The sequence below is a fragment of the Nosocomiicoccus massiliensis genome, from assembly GCF_000438455.1.
In the GTDB taxonomy this organism is placed as follows: Bacteria; Bacillota; Bacilli; order Staphylococcales; family Salinicoccaceae; genus Nosocomiicoccus; species Nosocomiicoccus massiliensis.
In genome coordinates, this window is sequence record NZ_CAVG010000139.1 from 1 (window position 1) to 20026 (window position 20026).

Here is a 20026-nt window from a genome sequence, read left to right on the forward strand (position 1 = left end):
TCATCAATCCGTTTTTTGTTCATTATATTTTTTTATCTAACAAAAACGGTGCGAGATCCTGAGTTTTTGTTAATTATCCCGATTTATTTAACACTTTCACCATTTTTTTGTTAATTAATGATAAATAACCTACAAAAAAACACTTCCTAGCATCAGTTAGGAAGTGTTTCATCTTTTAAGCGTGCGCTGTTATACCACGTCTGACGAGTGTTTGTGCAAATAACACTGTCACGACTGTTACGATTAAGTCTTTCACTATGAAAGGCGCAACTGTTAGCATGATTGATTCAGCGAGTCCTTTTGGTGATTCTAATACGTTGTTCATGATGAAGTAGAAGTATAAGAATCCAAATGTGAATAAGATCACCATGCCGACTGCTGTTATAAGTATTGCTTTTAGTACAGACTGTCCTTCACGGTTACCGAGTCCTGCAAAATACGCGAGTGGTATAAATCCGATGACAAAACCAAAACTTGGTGATAGTAATGATCCGAATCCACCAGAGCCACCAGCAAATACTGGAATCCCGATAAGTCCAGCGATTAAGTATACGACCATCGTCATTACCCCAAGACGACTACCGAGTAGTGCGCCTGTTAAAATGACCATAGGCGTTTGAAGTGTTATCGGAACGGGTCCGATTGGAATTGTAATCATCGCACTGATTGCTACGAGTGCGACGAATACTGCACAAAGTACAAGATCTTTCGTTTTCATAGAAATCTCCTTTAATTTTAAAGTGCCCAATCTAGTAAGTTTTCTACTGCATGAGTTGGAGGCACTTCTTTTTTCATGACATCTTCAGTACGATGAACTCCTGTATTGACGTGTATCGTGTCAATACCACCTTGGATGCCTGTCATGATATCTGTGTCGTAATTATCACCAATCATTGCGACGTCTTTTTGATCGACACCGATTTTTTCAAGTGCTTTTTGTAAAATATATGCATTTGGTTTCCCGACAACGATAGGCTCTACGCCTGTCGCGCTTACTACGACGGAAGCGAGTGCTCCGTTACCTGGTATAAATTTGTCTTTATGACGAATCACTTTATCCGGATTCGTTAAAATTAACTCTGCACCTTCTAACACGTTTTGCACAGCGTTCACGTACTTTTCATAATTGATATGAGTGTCATAAGAGAATAATACAGCATCCGCATGATAATCAACAAGTGTTATCTCATTGTTCATTAAAGTTTCTTTAAATGAATCTGATCCAACTGCGAAAATATTTGTTTTATCATTTTCTTTTACGTAATCGACAGCAGCGAGTGCTGACGTGTAAATATGTTCAATGGACGTCTCGATGCCATGTGACTCAAATTTTTTAAGCGTCTCTTCCGGTGTTCGTGCACCACTATTTGTCACAAACATATACGGAATTTTAGCATCATTTAAACGATGAATAAAATCTGCCGCCCCCTCGATGCGCTCGTCTCCGTTAAACATCGTGCCGTCTAGGTCGATTAAATACCCTTTATACATGCTGATCCCCCATAAATGCGGTCACTGCTTGAGGATCTGTTTCAAAGAAATGTAAGACATTTTCTTTAAAGTTGGCATATGCAGATAAATTTTCTTTAAACACTTTTCTCATTGCCTCATGGTCGACGTCTTCATATTCACGTACGAGAATATTTCTAAATTTAAACGTCTCTTCAAATTTTGTAAAATCACCTTCTGGTATAACACCTTCTGTTTTCATAATATCCATGACGTCTAAATAGTTGCCTGGATCGCGTAAAACGAATCCATCGATAATCATGTTTCCAACGTCCACAGACGCTTCAATTAACATCTCACACACACGCTCTAATGCGAGTGGATGATCCGTGTCTATATCTTCAGTTAACCCTTTAATATAGTCTAAACGTTTTAATATTAAATTCTTGTCTACAAATAACATAGTAAACTCCTTTAATTTAATTACTAATACATCTATAATATCATAAATAGAAAGTCCTTTATGGAGGGAACTATGTTAAAACATTACTTATACGATGATAATGAAACACCGAACGCACGATACGTCGGCTTTGCCGGTGACTTTGGGCGGTATGACCTTGCGATTATACAAACGTCTAAATTTTTCGGAAAAAGTTTAGTGTTAAATATGCAAAATAATACGTTCAGTATCGTCGGAACTGACGACTTAGACGAACCGGGGTATATTGCGCATGCTCTCGGGTTTTCTGATAATCAAGCCGATGAAGTCATCGAATTTTTAAAAGATATTATATCACCGGGTTGGTTTATGGATTATTAAAAGCCTTCAGAAATGTTATTCTGAAGGCTTTTCTTCTGGTTTTAAACCGAGTTCTTTTTGTTCTTCTTTTGTGATTTTGCGTAAGATAAAATACGCACATCCAAAATTACAATACTCGAGTAGATAATCTTGAATTAAGCTATAGCGCTTATCGAATTCTACTTTTTTCTTATCGTCTCTATAAAATCCAACGAGACGTAGTTTTTCATAACCGATATCTCCGACGATATAATCGTATTTATTTAAAACGTCGCTATATTTTTCTTTAAACTGCTCTTCGTCAAATGCATCGCGGTACTCTTTGATTAGTTCAAAATGCATGTGACCGACTGTCGTTATTTTATTCACCTTGACGAATTCTGTCTCCTTCTTCTTGACGGCGACGTGCTGCAGCATTTACTTGCTCATCAGCATGGTAGCTTGAACGTACCATTGGTCCAGCTTGGCAATGTTTAAAACCTTTTTCCATTGCGATTTTACGTAGCTTACCGAACTCGAGCGGCGTGTAATACTTTTTCACTGTTAAGTGTTTACGTGTCGGTTGTAAATATTGACCGATTGTTAAAATATCAACACCATGTTCAAGTAGGTCATCCATCGTTTGTAAAATTTCTTCATGCGTCTCACCGAGACCAATCATGATCGATGATTTCGTCGGAATATCCGGTTGAAGCTCTTTACAATATCTGAGCATTTCTAATGAACGGCGGTATGTTGCTTTTGCACGTACACGCTTTGTTAAACGTTCGACCGTCTCAATATTATGATTTAAAATGTCTGGTTTTGCATCCATTAAAATTTTAATGTTTTCTTTGTTGCCGTTAAAATCAAAAGGTAGTACTTCTACTGTTGTATATGGGTTCACTTCACGTACTTTACGGATTGTTTCAGCGTAAACTTTTGCACCACCGTCACGTAAATCATCACGTGCAACTGTAGTTATTACACAGTGCTTTAAATCCATTTTTTGAACCGATTCTGCGATACGTCTTGGCTCGTCCCAGTCTACTTCACTTGGAAGCCCTGTTTTAATTGCACAGAAACGACACGCTCTCGTACATACAGATCCTAAAATCATAAATGTTGCAGTACGACGCTCTGCCCAGCATTCGTGAATGTTTGGACAACGCGCCTCTTCACATACTGTATGTAAATTCTCTGCACGCATCATTTTTTTGAGACCGATATAATTCTCATTTGTATTCAATTTAATTTTAAGCCATTCAGGTTTCCTTAAAATCTCCTCGTTCTTTGTTGCCACTCGAATCCCTACCTTTGTCGTGTATTTGATTTTATAATAACACAACTTTGAAGAGCGGGTATACTTATATCGTAAGTGAATAATTTCACTATTATTTGTTAGCTTTAATCGGTGTATACACGAGTTTAATAACGAGTGTTAATGCAAAGAATAACCCTATCATCACGAGTAATCCTAGTCCTGTTGAAGTTGTAAATCCAACGACTACAAATGATACTAATGAAACAAGTGCTGCAATTACTGCATATGGTATTTGCGTCATGACGTGGACAATATGGTCAGATCCTGATCCTGTACTTGAAAGTATCGTCGAGTCAGAAATCGGTGAACAGTGGTCTCCAAACACACCGCCCGCAAGTACTGCTGCGATTGATGCGAGTAATAATTCAGGTACTTCTAACGTAATGATAATATTACCTGCGATCGGAACGAGTATACCAAATGACCCCCAAGATGTTCCTGTCGTTAATGCCATAATACATGCAACGACAAACACAATCGCCGGTAGGAATGCTGCTGAAATATTTGAGTCTTTCACCATTTGACCGAGTAATTCACCTGTCCCTAGTTCACTTATTAGTTCACCTGTCATCCATGCAAGTATTAACACGATAATCGGGCCAATCATCGCTTGAAGCCCTGTTTTAAATCCAACCCATGTGTCGCGACTTGAGAAGTTTTCATCTTGCTTTGTGAATTTATAATAATAAATTAACGATAAAACGACTCCAATGATACCACCAAAGATTAATGAATGAGTAATCGAGTTATTTTCGAGAATAATGATTGGATTTAATGATCCACTTTCTTTTATCCCTGTGTAAATCATTCCAATAAATACACCCGCTACAAGACCAACAAGTGGAACAATTAAGGCGCTTTTGGATGAATGATACGCGACTTGTAATTCATCGTCTTCAATCTTTTTATCGTATAATATTCCGTCATTTATAGCACGTGACTCTTCACGTTTCATGCCAAATATATCAAAATTCGTAAGGATAACGATAAACATTAAAATAATTGCACTTAAACTATAAAAGTTTAGTGGAATCATATATAAAAACGCTTCGAATGGTGTGATATGACTGAGTCCAGCTGCGATAAGTAGCGGCGCAGTCAGCCCAATAATTGTTGCACCCCAACTCGATACTGGCATGATTACTGCAATTGGGGACGCTGTCGTGTCGACAATGTACGCAAGTTTCGCGCGAGATACTTTATATTTGTCCGTTAACGGCTTAGATACTTGAGGTGTAATAATCGCACTAAAATAGTCATCAATAAAAATAATAATGCCGAGTATACCGCTTAATAAAAGTGCTCCAGTACGCGTTTTAACTTTTGTCATCGCGTAGCTCGTAAATGCTCTCGCTCCGCCTGACATACTCATAAATGAACTCATAATTCCGAGTAATGCTAAGAAGATTAAAATATACGCACTCCACGTATTTAACCAGCCATCTTCGATAATTAAGTCGATAAACGTTTGCCAAATCTTAGCAACCATTTCTCCGACGTTACCTTGTGTTATGACAATTGCTGAAGTAATAATCCCAACACCTAAACTTAAATCTACACGTCTCGTTAATAAAACGAGAATTAACGTAATGAGAGGTGGGATAAGTGAAATATACGTCCAGTTTAAAATTGAATCCATTCAAATCTACTCCTAATCTTATATAACAAAAAAACACAAGTGCTTCCACTTGTGTTTAACAAATGTAGCGCACCATGATAATCATGACAGTACTTCATCTCTTAAACGAAGTCCCAACAGCAAAGTGTCCAGCTTTACCATTTCGGCACAATCCCTCTTCAAAGTCTTCACAGTATGGCTACTCCAACTTTTACCAGTGTCATGTGCACCTCTACTTGTATTTAGTTGCTTTATTTTCGAATTGCATTTCATTATAGACTTTATGTTTTAAAAAGTCAAAATTCTTTTGAAATTATTAAATCATCTTTATAAATGCCGACGATATCTCTTAAAAATTCTGGAATGTAATACGTCTTATTTAACGAATTAAAGTGCGGGAAGAATCGGCCAAATGAGTACATATCGAGCGTCCCGACTTCATATGTCTTTTCATCTTCTACTAGTTCACCATTTACGTAAAATTCACGTCTGCTTTCAACGACTGATAAACCATCGATTAAAAACACGCCCATCACGTCGCCTCTAAAGCCGAGTCCTTTAATAATTTCATCTTTATATTCTTGAGCGCTCGCCGTATAATACATATCTTTTAAGTCGCGCCCTGACATCTCTATTTTAATTAGATTAATAGCATGGGGCAACACTTTATGAACGTGGTATTTCGTCATTTCTCCACCTCTAAATTCTGCAGCGATTAACCCTGCGTGGATTATAGAGATATCAGTCTGTGTATACTTTTGAATCATCTGTAATAACGTGTAACTAAACCAGTTCATCGTATATAGTGTACGTTCAATTGCTAATACATCGTTCTTTACAGTTGTACTGAGCATCTCTTTTCCAACGTCGTAAAATGCGTCGTAGCGATTTGATAAAAGGTCCGTTTCAATTAAACGCGTTGAAACGTCTGTTAACTTATAATCCGTAAATTCTAAGTCGACATAACCGAAATACTCTCCGAATCGTCCAGCTGCTGTTAACGTCGTACCGTTTACTTTATAATTTTCTGGGAGTGTGTGATGCGTATGTCCACCGATAATTACATCAATTTCCGGACACTCTTCTGCAAGTCTCTCGTCGTCATATTTACCTAAATGCGACAACATCACAACGGCGTCACAGTGACGTTTCATTTCTTTTAAATATTCTTTAATGTAATAAAACGCACCTTCTACATCTAACTGAAGTGCCTTATAAAACGGTGTAAATTCAACAGTTGCGGCAATAAATCCAATACGGATATCGCCGATTCTTTTAATCGTGTACGGTGGGAATAATAGCCCATGCTCATCGCGAAGATTCGCACAAATCACTTCGAAATCCGCTCCATTATATAAATTTTTTAATTCACTTTTAGTTAACGTTATACCTTCGTTGTTACCAATCGTTGCGACGTCACATAGTGCATCGTTTAGACGTTCGACGTTACCTCTACCAATCGTTGCGTCTGTATACGGATGACTTCTATCGACGTGATCTCCGATATCAACGTAAAGTGTATTTTCATCTTTACGCGGTTTTATGTACTCGACAATCGCATGATAATTATCAAAATGACTGTGGATATCATTCGTATGGTAAATGCGAATTTGTTTTTTCATAACTACACACTTTCCTTTAAAGTATCGCTTCTAAAATTAAATATAAACCGATTAACAGTAGCACTGTGCGAAGTATTTTGACTAAACCATCACTCGTAAATCGACTGGCTAACTTTACACCAATTCTCGCTCCAAAATACGAACTCACCGCTAAAAATATAAGTGAGAAATATTGAACGTGAGATTGTAATGCGTGTCCAATCGCACTTGAAAAACTCGAGAAGAATATTAACATCATCGACGTTCCGATCGCGATCGTCGGCGGAATTCTAAAGACGATAATCATTAACGGCGTCATCAGTACGCCCCCACCGATTCCAAATAATCCCGTCGTAAATCCGACTAAGAAAGTTATCACTACCGCAATCCATACGGGGAATCCATACTGATGAACAACCCCGTCCGCGTCGATATGCGGTCTTAAGTATTTAGGGTTTTGAAATACTTTTAAAGGTGGTATTTTATCTCGCACCATCAGTACGATACTAATGATAATTAAAAATAATCCGAAGTATAAATTAAATGAATCTAGTGTTAAAGACGCGCTCGCATATGATCCGACGAACGCACCAGGTACGAGACCGATTAAAAAAATAGTACCGCTATACCGGTCGACTTGGTTACTTTTGTTATACTGAACCATCGCAGAGAATCCTGTTATGACTAAAATCATACTCGACGTTCCGATTGCAAGTTGAGGCGTCATACCTTCGATCATACCGAGTTTAATACCGAAAAATACGAGTGCTGGAACGATGATGACCCCACCGCCCATTCCGACAAGTGCTCCTAAAATTGAGGAGAATAATCCGATACATATTAATATAATTATTGTTAAGATCATGATTATCCTCCTTTACTTTAAAATAGTTTGAGTTGTTTTGGAGCGAGAGTTTTATATTTAATACCGAGCATATCGATTAAGGTTTCTGCGTTCCCGGCCGCATGTCCACCAGAGTTATTGTTGAAAATAATGTAAATATCTTTTGTTTTAAACGATAAAATTTCTATATGTTTTTTCAGTGCTTCAAGTTCTTCTCGGTTATAATTATATAAGTAACGCACATTTCGCCACTCTTCTCTCGTTCGGTTCATCTGCATCCATCCATGTGCATTTCTACCGTGAAGACGAATAAACCCGATATTATCAGTCACACGACTGACAAATGGAACCGTCCCCTCACCAATTTGAGGGGCATCGACAATCGAATGGATGAGACGATTGTCGTGGAGAAATTGTAGCGTTTGTTCTTTTTTGTCATCTGTAAACCAAGACGAATGGCGAAATTCCACCGCAACTTTTAACGGGTGAAGCATCTTTTTAGCAAGTCGAACGTAGTTGATATTTTTCTCATTGCATTCATACCAAGGTGGAAACTGCATTAATATGTAAGCAAGTTTGCCATGATTCACCATAGGTTGTAACATTTCTTTATAGTCTTTATATAATTCATTTATGTTTGAATAAGATGTTCTAAAGTCACCATGACCGGTCATAAACTGGTGTGTTTTGACGATAAACTTAAAGTCTTCTGGTGTTTCACGGCACCACTTTTCAATCGTCGATTGTTGTAATATTGCATAATATGTCGAATCGACTTCAACAACTGGAAATGTACCGGCGTATGTCTCAAGTTTTTGATTCACTTTTGTGACATCGGTATATAGTGAATCGTGGTCGCCCCATCCAGTTAATCCGATATAAATCATAGTATCACCTAGATTTATTTTACCACAGAAACTATTTTTATTTGAAAATAGAAACTAAAGGAGAATGATGATGTCTATTTCGTTTAAAGACGTATCTCATAAACATATTTTAAAGAACATTTCCGGAACCTTTAAAAAGAATCGTATTACAGCATTAATCGGACCAAGTGGCGCTGGGAAATCAACAACGTTAAAACATATTAATGGTCTTTTATCTCCAACTAATGGCGACATATATATCGGAGAAGAAAACATTAAAGCAATGGATATTATTAAGTTACGACGTAATATTGGATTTGCATTTCAGTCATCACCCATGCTTGAAGGCACTGTATATGACAACTTAAAATTTCCAAAAGATTTATTTAACGAAACATTTTCTAAAGATGAAGCGATTGAATTTTTAGAGAAAGTCGATTTAACAAAAGAATTTATTGACCGACCAGTTCGTAAATTATCTGGTGGTGAAAAGAGTCGTGTCGCACTTGCACGTACGCTCGTTAATCATCCTGATATCTTACTTCTCGATGAAATCACAGCGAGTGTCGATGTGACTGTCGCTCGAGAAATCGAACGACTAATCGTAAAAAATCAAAAAGAGTTTGATTTAACAATTATTTGGGTGACGCATGATCTCTCGCAAGCAAAACGTGTGTCTGATGACTTTTGGTATTTAAAAAAGGGCGAATTAATCGAGTTCGGGCCAATTGAACAGTTCGCTCATCCAAAAACTGATGCTTTAAAACAATTTTTAGAGGGGGAATTTTAAATGTCGTTTACAAGTTTAGCGCTCGCATTAGTGTTCGTAATCATCCCTATTATACTCGCTGTCGTTTTAAAGCTCGGCCTAGAAAAAGATATTATTATTGCTTCAATACGAGCGACAGTTCAACTAATTATTATCGGGTATATTTTACAATTTGTATTCGATAGTAAGAGTACGATTTTTATGTTGTTAATGATTGTGTTAATTATCGCAGCGGCGAGTCAAAACATCTTTAAAAAAGGTAAAGGCATTCCGCATATCAAGATCATTATTATCGCGACACTTGTCTTTGTCGAACTGTTTTCAATGAGTACGTTACTTTTATTTAAAATCATCCCGTTCGAAGCACAATACGTCATCCCAATTTCCGGTATGATTATTGGAAACTGTATGGTTTTATCATTATTATTTTTAGATCGATTTAAATCTGAACTCAGCCATAACGAAGAAACAATCGAGTTAATTTTATCTTTTGGTGGGACTCCGAAAGAAGCGGTTCACCACACGTTAAAATCCGCAATTAAAACGAGTATGATCCCAACGATTGAATCTCAAAAAACTGTTGGTCTTGTGCAACTCCCTGGTATGATGAGTGGGTTAATTATTGGTGGAGGAGATCCTATGGAAGCAGTAATATATCAATTACTCATTCTATTTCTTATATTAAACGCAGCTGCACTATCTTCAATTTTAGTTGGATTTTTATCTTATCCATTTTTATTTAACGAAAAACTTCAGTTTTTAGGCATACAAGACGATGCTAAATAAAAAAGTCAGATTCTTATTATAAGAATCTGACTTTGTTTATTTTAAGCGTCTAATAATGTTTTTTGAATATCTCTATATGCCGCTTCCCATAGTGCCTCATCAGATTTAAACTGTTCTCTAAGTTCACCGATTACCTTTTTAAACTTCTCATCGTAAGTTGGGTCATCTTTACTTGGGATATGCTTTTTCGCTTCGTCTGAAGCTTTCTTCACTTCTGGTGCAAATGGTCCCCATTTACCTATCTCATTATTGTTTTCATCTAAAACAACGTAAATTGGAATGATGTTTTTACCATTTGTTTGATATTGCTCCATGAGAGCGAGGTTTTCATCTCTTAATACAAACTTCGCTTCAAAGTCATACGCTTCAGCAAGTCGAAGTAAAATTGGTGTATTTAACATACAATGCGCACACCACGGCTCAATAATACCGAGTACTTTAAAGTTCTTTTCTTGTAACTCGTCTTTATGTTCATCTTCTTTTACGTTAAAGTTATCGTAAATATTGTCGAATCCTTCTTTTAAATCCGTAAACTGTTGACGCATCTCTTCAGCTGATAATGCTTTGTCGTACCACTCTGTTAAATTGTTTGCCATAATATCCCCTCTTTTCTGTTTTTTATACTATTCCTTTTTTGGAGTTTTTTAAACATCACATATTACGATACGTTTACAATTATTAAATATTTTCTAAAACGTTTATCGTGCGGATTATATGGCTAATGGAAATACAACCTTAAAAATAGGATGATTGTATGAATAAAAAACGCATTACTGAAATTGACGCACTGCGAGGAATCGCTGCTCTTCTCGTCGTGTTATATCATTATACATTTCACTATGACAGGCGATTTGGACACGTAGCAAGTGATTATAATACTGAATTATTTAGTTTTGGACACTACGGTGTACAGCTGTTTTTCATCATCAGTGGCTTTGTGATTTTTATGTCAGTCAGTCGTGGGCGCTCTGCAAGTGATTTTTTAATTAAACGAGCGTTTCGTTTGTATCCGGCATACATTGCAGCTGTCCTCATTACTTTTATCGTATTAAGTGCATCGTCAATTGACATTCAGCGTACGATTCAAGAAATGTTTGTAAATATGACGATGGTTCAAGAATTTATAGGCATTCGTAATATCGACGGATCATACTGGTCCCTTCGCGTCGAATTTACGTTTTATATAATGATGGCGCTCATCATACTTATTGATAAAGAAAAAGTCATGCCCGTAGTTGTGACGATGCTCAGTGTAGGTATTGTAATTCAAGTTTATAGCCTAATTATGAGTACTGACTCTGCACAATTTGTTGAGAGATTTTCTACAGCAAACTATATTCAGTTATTCGTCATTGGGATTATGCTTCACGAGATTTGGATTAAGGGCATGCAGTTGAAATACGGTGCTGTCATTATCGTAGCCGTCATGTATGACTTTATCTTTGAAGGTGTTGTGAATGGATTATTTACAGTGAGTTTTATATCGATTTTCGCCTTAGTTTTAAACGATAAACTTAAGATTTTAAATAATAAAGTGCTACTTTACTTAGGAAGTATTTCGTACCCGTTATATTTAATTCACCAAAATATCGGATATGCGCTCATTCACGTCATGGAAGATTACGGTTTAACACATGAGATATGGATAATAATTCCAGTCATCATTTCAGTGTTACTCGCGCATTGTATTTTATATGTAGTAGAAAAACCATCTCAAAACTTTTTATTTAAATACTATAAGTCGTTAAGAGACAGTAATAAGAAAAATGTGTCTAGTATTCCATAATTATATTGATTACAATAGTATATCAATATGAAAGATGGTGATACGATGACTTCTGATAAAAGAGTGTTTGGACTAATCTCTGTTATACTCGGTGCAAGCCTTTGGGGAATCGGTGGTACCGCGACCGATTGGCTATTTAGAAACACACCGGTGAATGTCGACTGGTACGTGACCGCGCGGCTTTTAATCAGCGGTGTTATACTCGTTTTATTCTTTTTAATTGTTTTTAAAAAGAAGAGTACGACGGTGTGGGACAAATATTTAGTCACTCGCTTCGTTATATATAGTATTTTCGGTATGACGCTCGTTCAATATTCGTTTACAGCAACGATTGGATACGGGAACGCTGCGATTGCGACAGTGCTACAGTGTACTGGACCGATTTATATTATTTTATATTACGTTTTTAAGAAATATATAAAATTTACTTACAAAGAAGCACTCGTCATTCTCTTTATGATTGTCGGAGTCATTTTAATCGCTACAAATGGTAATCTCACTCAACTAATCGTATCACCACTCGCGTTGTTTTGGGGTATTTTATCTGGTGTTGCGCTCGCGTACTACACAATACACGCAGGATACTTACTACTTAGAATGCACCCATTAGAACTCGTCGGCGGATCGATGCTCGTCGGTGGAATACTATTAAACTTTAAAACGCCGATTTGGTCATTAGATTTTGGTTCCGACTGGTCAGCATTTGATGTTAGTATATTACTATTCTCGATATTAATCGGAACGACACTCGCATTCCTACTCTATATCGGAAGTTTAAAATATATCACTTCACAAGAAGCGGGAATTCTCGGTTTACTCGAACCCGTGATGGCCGTGTTAACGACAGTTATCGTACTCGGCGACGTATTAGAACTATTCCAAGTCGTCGGAATCGCACTCATACTTGGGATCACAGTGTTCAATACAATCGCATCATCAAAACGATCAAAAAAAGAAGCGAACGCCTGACTTATTGATTGCGGCGTTCGCTTTTTTGGTGTTAAAGATGAAAAACCTGGGTGTTAGTTTGGTTGTGCAGGCTAGAGAGTGTCTTTTTATCCTAAAACAGCTTAAACACCATTTCTCAAAATTTTATTTAACAAAAATTTTGAGATTTTGTTAGATATCCGGATATATTTAACATAATTCAGGTTGCCGAGCCGGTTTTTGTTAATTATATCTTTTTATCTAACAAAAACGGTGCGAGATCCTGTGTTTTTGTTAATTATCCTGATATATTTAACACTTTCAGCATTTTTCTGTTAATAAAAGAAGAAAAACCTGGTTGTGAGTTTAATTGTGCAGGCTAAAGAGTGTCTTTTTATCCCAAAATAGCGTTAAAACTACTTCGAGAAATTTTATTTAACAAAAATTTCGGGATTCTGTTAGATATCTGGATATATTTAACAAATTTCAAGTCGCCAACCACATTTTTGTTAATTATATCTTTTTATCTAACAAAAACAGTGCGATATCCTGCGTTTTTGTTAATTATCCTAATATATTTAACACTTTCAGCATTTTTCTGTTAATAAAAATTAAAAACACCCTAACCAAGCCGCCTACAACGCCTCTATACAAATCCTAACCGCGCGTTTAAGGTCGTCTAGCGACATGCTTGGTAGTGCGGGATTCTCGATTGCGAGTTCGTGTGATGCTGGGAGATGAATGAATCCCGCTTTAAATGAGTTATTCGCACGGCTCGCTTCGTGTAGTGCGACGTACATCATGTTGTTACATAAATATGTGCCTGCCGTATTAGAGATTTTTGCAGGTAAATACGACTCATTTAACGCATCTACCATCTTGCGGATCGGAAGTGTTGAAAATAAACCCTCCGGACCGTCTTCGACAATCGGCTGGTCAACTGGTGCGAAACCTGAGTTGTCTTTCTCGCCGTCTTTTACGTTAATTGCAATTCTTTCTGGAGTAATTTTGATACGTCCAGCTGCGAGACCGAGCATAATTACCGCGTCAGGCTTTCGTTCATCGATTTCTTTTAGCAGTTCTTGTTCGGATGCCTTAAAGTCAACGGGCAACACTCTCGTTTCAATCGTGTACCCATTAATCGTTTCACTGTCCAATGCTTTTATAATTTCTTCTGTCGGGTTAATTTTATGATTTAAAAACGGAACAAACCCTGTTAATAATAATTTCATGTCCTTCACCTCTACAATATAGTTATCTAACATTGTAATGGAATTTCTTGGAAATTTGAAATCATTAAAACAGGGTTTGCGTTAAATTTTTATAGCTCTTTTTTACAATAAAAACGCTATCATAATATAACAAAAATAAATATTTACGGCTATCTTACTGTTTCAGATCACTCGTATTTTCATTTAAGTTAAGGAATAGATTGACACCAAAAAGAATAATTGCAAGTAAGAACATCGGTCCACCGATAAACGTGAAGATGTGTGCTGTTTTTGCATCAATTTGTACATAAAACGTACTGAATAAGAACAGTGGAACTCCGATATGGTATAACCAGAACGTTGCTTTACCAAGTCCGTTTTTTGCTAAGTGTGGGTAAATACATAATACTGCCCCAATACCTAGTGTTGTTAACCATCCAACGACGTTAACGTGTGCGTGTCCTGCAGCCCAGTTTAATTGAATCGTGTAAGACATAAATAGTCCGACAGAAATCCCGAAAACTAAGTATAGTACTGCAAGTTTAAGCCATGTTTGACCCATTTAAATCCCCCCTATTTCTTTTATAATTTGAGATTATCATTAATTTTGTATACACGTCAATTTAATGTGAAAAAATCATCCTTTAGTATTAGAACACAAAATATAATAAGATAAAAAAACCGCCGCACTTTCATGCGACGGTTTAAGTTAGAAATTATCCGATTGAACCTTCCATCTCGTAACTGATGAGGCGGTTCATTTCTACTGCGTATTCCATTGGTAATTCTTTTGTGAATGGTTCGATGAAGCCCATTACGATCATTTCTGTCGCTTCAATTTCACCGATACCTCTACTCATAAGGTAGAATAATTGTTCTTCTGATACTTTAGACACACGCGCTTCGTGCTCTAAAGAAATGTTGTTGTTGTAAACTTCGTTGTATGGAATTGTATCTGAAGTCGATTGCTTATCCATAATTAACGTGTCACACTCGATTGTAGATTTTGCGTTGTCCGCTCTACGCCCGAAGTGTACAAGTCCACGGTACGTTACTTTACCACCGTGTTGTGCGATCGATTTCGATACGATAGAAGATGAAGTATTCGGTGCTAAGTGTAACATCTTAGACCCTGCATCTTGTAGTTGTCCTTTACCTGCAAGTGCGATAGACATCGTCATACCTCTTGCGCCTTCACCTTTAAGGTAAATCGCAGGGTATTTCATCGTAATCTTAGACCCGATGTTACCGTCTACCCATTCCATCGTTGCATTTTCTTCAGCAAATGTACGTTTTGTAACTAAGTTGTACACGTTGTTTGCCCAGTTTTGAATCGTCGTGTAACGGCAGTATGCGTTAGGCTTAACGATAATCTCAACAACTGCTGCGTGTAGTGAGTTAGTTGTGTAAACTGGTGCAGTACAACCTTCAACGTAGTGTAACCATGAACCTTCGTCACAAATAATAAGCGTACGCTCAAACTGTCCCATATTTTCTGAGTTAATACGGAAGTATGCTTGTAACGGGTTTTCTAATTTTACGTGAGGTGGTACATAGATGAATGATCCACCTGACCAAACCGCTGAGTTTAATGCAGCGAACTTGTTGTCTGAAGGTGGCACAACTGTCGCGAAGTACTCTTTGAATAGTTCTTCGTTTTCTCTAAGTGCCGCGTCAGTATCTTTAAATACGACACCTTTTTCTTCAAGTTCTTTTTCCATGTTGTGATAAACAACTTCTGATTCATACTGTGCAGAAACACCTGCTAAGTATTTTTGCTCTGCTTCAGGAATACCCAAACGGTCAAACGTACGTTTGATTTCTTCAGGTACTTCATCCCATGAACGTTCTGAACGCTCTGAAGGTTTTACGTAATAACGAATTTCGTCGAAGTTAAGTTCTGATAAGTCTCCACCCCATGTTGGCATCGGCTTACTATAGAACTGATCAAGTGATTTTAGACGGAAGTCTAACATCCACTCTGGCTCTTCTTTCATCTTTGAAATCTCTCTAACAATTTCTTCAGTTAACCCGCGTTCTGAACGGAAAATCGAGACGTCTTCATCGCGGAAACCATATTTATATTCACCAATATCTGGCGCTTTTCTCATTGCCATAACGATTCACTCCTAATCATATTCCGTGCGGTTATTCTTCTTTTACACCTTTTTCAAGTGCTTTCCAAGATAGAGTCGCACATTTAATTCTTGCAGGGAATTGGCTGACGCCGGATAATGCTTCAATGTCGCCCATATCGTCTGTGATTGTGTACTCTTCTCCGAGCATCATCTTACTAAACTCATCTGCCATTTCTAACGCACGCTCTACATTTTTACCTTTAACAGCTTCTGTCATCATCGATGCGCTTGCCATTGAAATCGAGCAACCATGTCCTTCGAAACGAACGTCGTCAATTATATTGTCTTTTACTTCTAACATGAGTCGAATTTCATCTCCACATGTTGGGTTGTTCATATCAATAGTAATCGTTCCACTATCTAATTCGCCTTTGTTACGCGGATGTTTATAGTGGTCCATAATGACTGAACGGTATAGCTGTTCTAAATTACTAAAATTCATATGAGAAAAACTCCTTCGTACGCTCTAAGCCTCGAATGAATGTGTCTATTTCATCTTTAGTATTATAAATATAGAAACTTGCACGTGCTGTTGAATTTGTGTCTAACCATTTCATTAATGGTTGTGCACAGTGATGTCCTGCACGAACAGCGATACCCTCTTGATCAAGCGCTGTTGCTAAATCGTGTGGGTGCACTCCGTCAAGATTAAATGTAATTAACCCTGCGCGTTCTTTCGGTCCATAAATGGTAATACCATCAATTTTCTGCATTTCTTCGTAAGCATAATTTACAAGTTCTTGCTCGTAGTCGTGGATGTTATCCATACCGACTTCGAGTAAATAATCGATTGCTGCACCGAGTCCAATTGCTTCAGCAATCATCGGTGTCCCCGCTTCAAACTTCACTGGTAAATCCGTCCATGTTGCGTCTTCTTTATACACGTAATCGATCATATCTCCACCGTATTCTATCGGCTCTAATTGATCTAGGATTTCTGCTTTACCATATAGTACACCAACACCTGTTGGACCAAGCATTTTATGTGCACTAAACGCATAGAAATCAACGTCTAAATCTTGGACGTCTACTGTCATATGAGGTACAGCTTGCGCACCATCTACAACGATATATGCATCGTGGTCGTGTGCGATTTTTGCGATAGATTTAATATCGTTTACTGTACCGAGTACATTTGAAACGTGAGTAATCGCAACGATTTTTGTTTTATCTGACATGACACTTTTAACGCTATCTAGCGTAATCGTCCCGTCAGATTCTAGCGGAATAAACACCAGTTTTGCACCTTTACGCTTTGCAAGTTGTTGCCAAGGCACGATATTTGCGTGGTGTTCCATTTCTGTTACGACGATTTCGTCGCCCGCTTCAACAGCAAAATCACCAAGTGAACGTGCGACTAAGTTGAGTGCTGCTGTTGTCCCACGTGTATAAATGATTTCTTCAAATCGTTTTGCATTTATGAATTTACGCACTTTCATACGCGCAGATTCATATGCATCAGTCGCAAGCGAACCGAGAGTATGGACCCCTCGGTGTACGTTTGCGTTATATTTAAAGTAATAGTCATTCGTCTTATCCACGACGCTATTTGGCGTTAAGCTTGTTGCTGACGTGTCTAAGTACGTGAGTGCATTCCCATTAACTGTTTCGTCAAGGACCTTAAAGTCTTGTCTTATTTTGTTAATGTCCAATGTGGAAGCCTCCTAGTATTAGTATAAAATTTTATCTTCAATCACTTCTACGAGTAAGTTTTTAACACTTTCAATCGGTAAACTTACAACAACTGGTGCTAAGAATCCGTGGATAACTAAGCGTTCTGCTTCTTCACGCTTAAGTCCTCTACTCATTAAGTAGAAGAGTTGTAGTTCATCTACACGTCCAGCTGATGCTGCGTGTCCTGCTTCTACTTCATCTTCGTCGATTAGTAGAATAGGGTTCGCGTCACCACGTGCTTTACCATCAAGCATTAATACGCGAGATTCTTGTTGAGCGTTTGAGTTCGTCGCACCTTTTTTGATGTGACCAATCCCGTTAAATACGCTATTTGCGTTCTCTTTCATTACACCGTGTTTTAAAATGTTTCCGGACGTATTTTTACCGTAGTGAATAACTTCTGTCGTGAAGTTTAAGAGTTGTTGACCACGGCCAATTGTAACGATTTTAACTTCAGATCCTGAGTTATCACCGTTTAAGTACGTCGTGTTGTCGTAAATGACGTTTGAGTCACTCATTAATCCTAGTGCCCAGTCAATTTCAGCATCGCGACTTGTTACACCGCGACGTACAACGTAACCTGTAAGCTCTTTTGCTAAGAAGTCTACTGCACCGTAGTTAATTTTTGCGTTGTCTTTTGCAAGTACTTCACTTACGACGTTTAACTGTCCATTTGCTGATTCTAAGTTCGTGACATAGTTTTCTACATAAGTTACTTCAGAACCTTCATCTGCTACGAGTAATACGTGGTTATATAACGATGCATTTTCATCATCGTGGTAAAACACGACTTGAATTGGCGCTTCAACTTTTACGTTTTTCGGTACGTAGATGAAGACCCCACCGTTTAACATCGCTTGGTGGTAAGCTGTCAGTTTGTTTTCATCGACAGCTACACCTTCCGTCATAAAGTACTTTTCAACTAAATCTTTATGATTTTCTGATGCTGTAAATATATCTTCAACAATAACACCTTGAGACTTTAACGACTCAGATAGCTCTACAAATGCTTTCGTGTTATTGTGTTGCACGTATAAGTTTTCTACATTCTCTACTTCTACAACTTCTTTTACCTTTTCTGGTAAATCAGATAATGAATCGAACGTTGAACTTTCCGTAAATGGTTGTTCAACTGTAAAAAAGTCCCAGTTATAAATACGTGTTTTGTCTGGTTTTATCATGTCTAAACGATCGATTAAATCTAGTGCTTCTTTTCTTTTATTTGTAAAGAAACCTGTCACACCATTTTGTTCTGCGTCGTTTAAGACTTTTTCTTTATCTAAAACGAATTCGTTAGCCATTACAGTTCCTCCTGATATTATTCTACTGCGTCTACTGTTTCGTCTTCAATTCCGAGTTCTTGTTTAATCCACTCGTAACCTTCGTTCTCAAGACGTTCTGCAAGTTCTTTTCCGCCTGATTTTACTACTCGACCTTGCATCATTACGTGTACAAAGTCAGGTTCGATGTAGTTTAGTAAGCGTTGATAGTGCGTGATAATTAATGAACCGAAGTTAGGTCCACGCAGTTCGTTAATACCTTTAGAAACAACTTGTAACGCGTCGATATCTAGACCAGAGTCAATCTCGTCTAAGATTGCGAATTTAGGTTCTAACATCATGAGTTGTAAAATTTCGTTACGTTTTTTCTCCCCACCAGAGAACCCTTCGTTTAAGTAACGCGTTGCCATATCTGGATCCATTTCTAAGAAGTCCATGTTTTTATCTAGTTTTTTAATAAATTGCATTAAGTTAATCTCGTCGCCCTCTTCACGGCTTGAGTTAATAGCTGAACGTAAGAAATCTGAGTTTGTAACACCCGAAATTTCTGACGGATACTGCATCGCTAGGAATAAACCAGCGTGCGCACGCTCGTCAACTTCCATTTCCAGTACGTTTTCACCATCAAGTAAAACTTCACCTTGCGTTACATCGTATGCAGGGTGTCCCATAATCGCTTGAGCGAGTGTAGATTTACCCGTACCGTTAGGTCCCATTACAGCGTGAATCTCACCTTGTTTAAGTGTAAGATTTAAACCTTTAAGTATTTTCTTGCCATCAATTTCGACATGTAAGTCTTTAATTTCTAAAACAGAAGTCATCCGATAATCCTCCAATTAGATAGAATTTATTTTCCATATAATAGTTTATAATAGTTCTAAACTATAGTCAAAGTTTGCCCTTGACCAGAATGACTTTAGTATAACGTAAAACAACGGATATTTGTAGTGTTATACATTGTGATAATCGAAT

At 37.6% G+C, this 20026-nt stretch carries 22 protein-coding genes and 1 riboswitch; of the genes, 5 read left to right on the forward strand and 17 right to left on the reverse strand.

Annotated elements, in window-relative coordinates; genetic code table 11:
* Positions 1-175: 175 nt before the first annotated feature.
* Genes TJ68_RS06645 through hepT form a run of 3 tightly spaced genes read right to left on the reverse strand, consistent with a single transcriptional unit; the run spans position 176 to position 1912 of the window.
* Positions 176-718 (reverse strand): biotin transporter BioY, encoded by a 543-nt coding sequence (locus tag TJ68_RS06645; RefSeq protein WP_040929383.1) that lies wholly within the window; start codon positions 716-718, stop codon positions 176-178.
* 17 nt (positions 719-735) lie between these two features.
* Positions 736-1491: a TIGR01457 family HAD-type hydrolase gene (locus tag TJ68_RS06650; protein ID WP_040929384.1), complete on the reverse strand. Its 756-nt coding sequence runs from the start codon at positions 1489-1491 to the stop codon at positions 736-738.
* Positions 1484-1912: a type VII toxin-antitoxin system HepT family RNase toxin gene (gene hepT, locus TJ68_RS06655; protein WP_040929385.1), complete on the reverse strand. Its 429-nt coding sequence runs from the start codon at positions 1910-1912 to the stop codon at positions 1484-1486. Before hepT ends, TJ68_RS06650 begins: the two co-directional genes overlap by 8 nt.
* A gap of 72 nt (positions 1913-1984) precedes the next feature.
* Between hepT and TJ68_RS06660 the strand changes: the two genes are divergently transcribed.
* Positions 1985-2272, forward strand: coding sequence for a DUF3055 domain-containing protein (locus tag TJ68_RS06660; protein WP_040929386.1), 288 nt, complete (start codon positions 1985-1987; stop codon positions 2270-2272).
* A 15-nt stretch (positions 2273-2287) separates the two neighbouring features.
* Here the strand turns inward: TJ68_RS06660 and TJ68_RS06665 are convergent, their stop codons facing one another.
* The 6 genes from TJ68_RS06665 to TJ68_RS06690 all read right to left on the reverse strand — a co-directional run bounded on the left by TJ68_RS06665 (position 2288) and on the right by TJ68_RS06690 (position 8504).
* The gene (locus tag TJ68_RS06665; RefSeq protein WP_371327355.1) at positions 2288-2620 is read right to left on the reverse strand and encodes a YutD family protein; all 333 of its coding nucleotides are present in this window, start codon (positions 2618-2620) and stop codon (positions 2288-2290) included.
* A complete protein-coding gene (gene lipA / locus TJ68_RS06670; RefSeq protein ID WP_040929387.1) occupies positions 2613-3533 on the reverse strand; it encodes a lipoyl synthase in 921 nt (306 codons plus the stop codon). Before lipA ends, TJ68_RS06665 begins: the two co-directional genes overlap by 8 nt.
* Before the next feature lie 91 nt (positions 3534-3624).
* Complete coding sequence (locus TJ68_RS06675; RefSeq protein WP_040929388.1) at positions 3625-5193, reverse strand: Na+/H+ antiporter NhaC family protein; 1569 nt, start codon at positions 5191-5193, stop codon at positions 3625-3627.
* A gap of 57 nt (positions 5194-5250) precedes the next feature.
* A riboswitch (Lysine riboswitch) is annotated at positions 5251-5415 on the reverse strand.
* Positions 5416-5468: 53 nt separating this feature from the next.
* A complete protein-coding gene (locus tag TJ68_RS06680) occupies positions 5469-6794 on the reverse strand; it encodes a bifunctional metallophosphatase/5'-nucleotidase (protein ID WP_040929389.1) in 1326 nt (441 codons plus the stop codon).
* 16 nt (positions 6795-6810) lie between these two features.
* Positions 6811-7638, reverse strand: coding sequence for a sulfite exporter TauE/SafE family protein (locus TJ68_RS06685; protein WP_040929390.1), 828 nt, complete (start codon positions 7636-7638; stop codon positions 6811-6813).
* A 17-nt stretch (positions 7639-7655) separates the two neighbouring features.
* A complete protein-coding gene (locus TJ68_RS06690; RefSeq protein WP_040929391.1) occupies positions 7656-8504 on the reverse strand; it encodes a DUF72 domain-containing protein in 849 nt (282 codons plus the stop codon).
* Positions 8505-8568: 64 nt separating this feature from the next.
* On the opposite strand from TJ68_RS06690, the gene TJ68_RS06695 reads away from it, so the two are divergent.
* Positions 8569-9273, forward strand: coding sequence for an ABC transporter ATP-binding protein (locus tag TJ68_RS06695; RefSeq protein ID WP_238316054.1), 705 nt, complete (start codon positions 8569-8571; stop codon positions 9271-9273).
* Positions 9274-10038, forward strand: coding sequence for an ABC transporter permease (locus tag TJ68_RS06700; protein ID WP_040929393.1), 765 nt, complete (start codon positions 9274-9276; stop codon positions 10036-10038).
* A gap of 41 nt (positions 10039-10079) precedes the next feature.
* On the opposite strand, the gene TJ68_RS06705 is transcribed toward TJ68_RS06700, so the two are convergent.
* Positions 10080-10634: a thioredoxin family protein gene (locus TJ68_RS06705; protein ID WP_040929394.1), complete on the reverse strand. Its 555-nt coding sequence runs from the start codon at positions 10632-10634 to the stop codon at positions 10080-10082.
* Positions 10635-10792: 158 nt separating this feature from the next.
* Here TJ68_RS06705 and TJ68_RS06710 point away from each other — a divergent pair, with 158 nt between their 5' ends.
* Both TJ68_RS06710 and TJ68_RS06715 read left to right on the forward strand, forming a co-directional pair.
* Entirely contained in the window at positions 10793-11824 is a 1032-nt protein-coding gene (locus tag TJ68_RS06710; RefSeq protein WP_040929395.1) for an acyltransferase family protein, read from the forward strand.
* Between the two features lie 45 nt (positions 11825-11869).
* Positions 11870-12793 carry an EamA family transporter gene (locus TJ68_RS06715; protein WP_040929403.1) on the forward strand — a complete coding sequence of 308 codons (924 nt, stop codon included), beginning with the start codon at positions 11870-11872 and terminating at the stop codon, positions 12791-12793.
* A gap of 593 nt (positions 12794-13386) precedes the next feature.
* Here TJ68_RS06715 and pcp read toward each other — a convergent pair.
* From pcp to sufC, 7 genes are all read right to left on the reverse strand, one after another.
* Complete coding sequence (pcp, locus tag TJ68_RS06720) at positions 13387-13983, reverse strand: pyroglutamyl-peptidase I (RefSeq protein ID WP_040929396.1); 597 nt, start codon at positions 13981-13983, stop codon at positions 13387-13389.
* Positions 13984-14137: 154 nt separating this feature from the next.
* Positions 14138-14524, reverse strand: a complete 387-nt coding sequence (locus TJ68_RS06725; RefSeq protein WP_040929397.1) for a hypothetical protein — start codon at positions 14522-14524, stop codon at positions 14138-14140.
* A gap of 154 nt (positions 14525-14678) precedes the next feature.
* Positions 14679-16073, reverse strand: a complete 1395-nt coding sequence (gene sufB / locus TJ68_RS06730; RefSeq protein ID WP_040929404.1) for a Fe-S cluster assembly protein SufB — start codon at positions 16071-16073, stop codon at positions 14679-14681.
* A 37-nt stretch (positions 16074-16110) separates the two neighbouring features.
* Positions 16111-16542: a Fe-S cluster assembly sulfur transfer protein SufU gene (sufU, locus tag TJ68_RS06735; RefSeq protein WP_040929398.1), complete on the reverse strand. Its 432-nt coding sequence runs from the start codon at positions 16540-16542 to the stop codon at positions 16111-16113.
* Positions 16532-17752, reverse strand: coding sequence for a cysteine desulfurase (locus TJ68_RS06740; RefSeq protein ID WP_040929399.1), 1221 nt, complete (start codon positions 17750-17752; stop codon positions 16532-16534). The genes sufU and TJ68_RS06740 overlap by 11 nt, the downstream gene beginning before the upstream one ends.
* Positions 17753-17770: 18 nt before the next feature.
* Positions 17771-19075 (reverse strand): Fe-S cluster assembly protein SufD, encoded by a 1305-nt coding sequence (gene sufD, locus TJ68_RS06745; protein ID WP_040929400.1) that lies wholly within the window; start codon positions 19073-19075, stop codon positions 17771-17773.
* A gap of 17 nt (positions 19076-19092) precedes the next feature.
* Positions 19093-19875 carry a Fe-S cluster assembly ATPase SufC gene (sufC, locus tag TJ68_RS06750; protein WP_040929401.1) on the reverse strand — a complete coding sequence of 261 codons (783 nt, stop codon included), beginning with the start codon at positions 19873-19875 and terminating at the stop codon, positions 19093-19095.
* Between the last annotated feature and the right edge of the window lie 151 nt (positions 19876-20026).

Bases quoted from the DNA above. Each gene is read 5' to 3' on its own strand.
- TJ68_RS06660 (WP_040929386.1), top strand. From the start codon at position 1,985: ATGTTAAAACATTACTTATACGATGATAATGAAACACCGAACGCACGA.
- TJ68_RS06685 (WP_040929390.1), bottom strand. From the start codon at position 7,638: ATGATCTTAACAATAATTATATTAATATGTATCGGATTATTCTCCTCA.
- sufC (WP_040929401.1), bottom strand. From the start codon at position 19,875: ATGACTTCTGTTTTAGAAATTAAAGACTTACATGTCGAAATTGATGGC.
- sufD (WP_040929400.1), bottom strand. From the start codon at position 19,075: ATGGCTAACGAATTCGTTTTAGATAAAGAAAAAGTCTTAAACGACGCA.
- TJ68_RS06645 (WP_040929383.1), bottom strand. From the start codon at position 718: ATGAAAACGAAAGATCTTGTACTTTGTGCAGTATTCGTCGCACTCGTA.
- sufB (WP_040929404.1), bottom strand. From the start codon at position 16,073: ATGAGAAAAGCGCCAGATATTGGTGAATATAAATATGGTTTCCGCGAT.
- TJ68_RS06650 (WP_040929384.1), bottom strand. From the start codon at position 1,491: ATGTATAAAGGGTATTTAATCGACCTAGACGGCACGATGTTTAACGGA.
- TJ68_RS06725 (WP_040929397.1), bottom strand. From the start codon at position 14,524: ATGGGTCAAACATGGCTTAAACTTGCAGTACTATACTTAGTTTTCGGG.
- TJ68_RS06710 (WP_040929395.1), top strand. From the start codon at position 10,793: ATGAATAAAAAACGCATTACTGAAATTGACGCACTGCGAGGAATCGCT.
- TJ68_RS06680 (WP_040929389.1), bottom strand. From the start codon at position 6,794: ATGAAAAAACAAATTCGCATTTACCATACGAATGATATCCACAGTCAT.
- TJ68_RS06690 (WP_040929391.1), bottom strand. From the start codon at position 8,504: ATGATTTATATCGGATTAACTGGATGGGGCGACCACGATTCACTATAT.
- hepT (WP_040929385.1), bottom strand. From the start codon at position 1,912: ATGTTATTTGTAGACAAGAATTTAATATTAAAACGTTTAGACTATATT.
- TJ68_RS06695 (WP_238316054.1), top strand. From the start codon at position 8,569: ATGATGATGTCTATTTCGTTTAAAGACGTATCTCATAAACATATTTTA.
- sufU (WP_040929398.1), bottom strand. From the start codon at position 16,542: ATGAATTTTAGTAATTTAGAACAGCTATACCGTTCAGTCATTATGGAC.
- TJ68_RS06700 (WP_040929393.1), top strand. From the start codon at position 9,274: ATGTCGTTTACAAGTTTAGCGCTCGCATTAGTGTTCGTAATCATCCCT.
- pcp (WP_040929396.1), bottom strand. From the start codon at position 13,983: ATGAAATTATTATTAACAGGGTTTGTTCCGTTTTTAAATCATAAAATT.
- TJ68_RS06705 (WP_040929394.1), bottom strand. From the start codon at position 10,634: ATGGCAAACAATTTAACAGAGTGGTACGACAAAGCATTATCAGCTGAA.
- TJ68_RS06715 (WP_040929403.1), top strand. From the start codon at position 11,870: ATGACTTCTGATAAAAGAGTGTTTGGACTAATCTCTGTTATACTCGGT.
- TJ68_RS06675 (WP_040929388.1), bottom strand. From the start codon at position 5,193: ATGGATTCAATTTTAAACTGGACGTATATTTCACTTATCCCACCTCTC.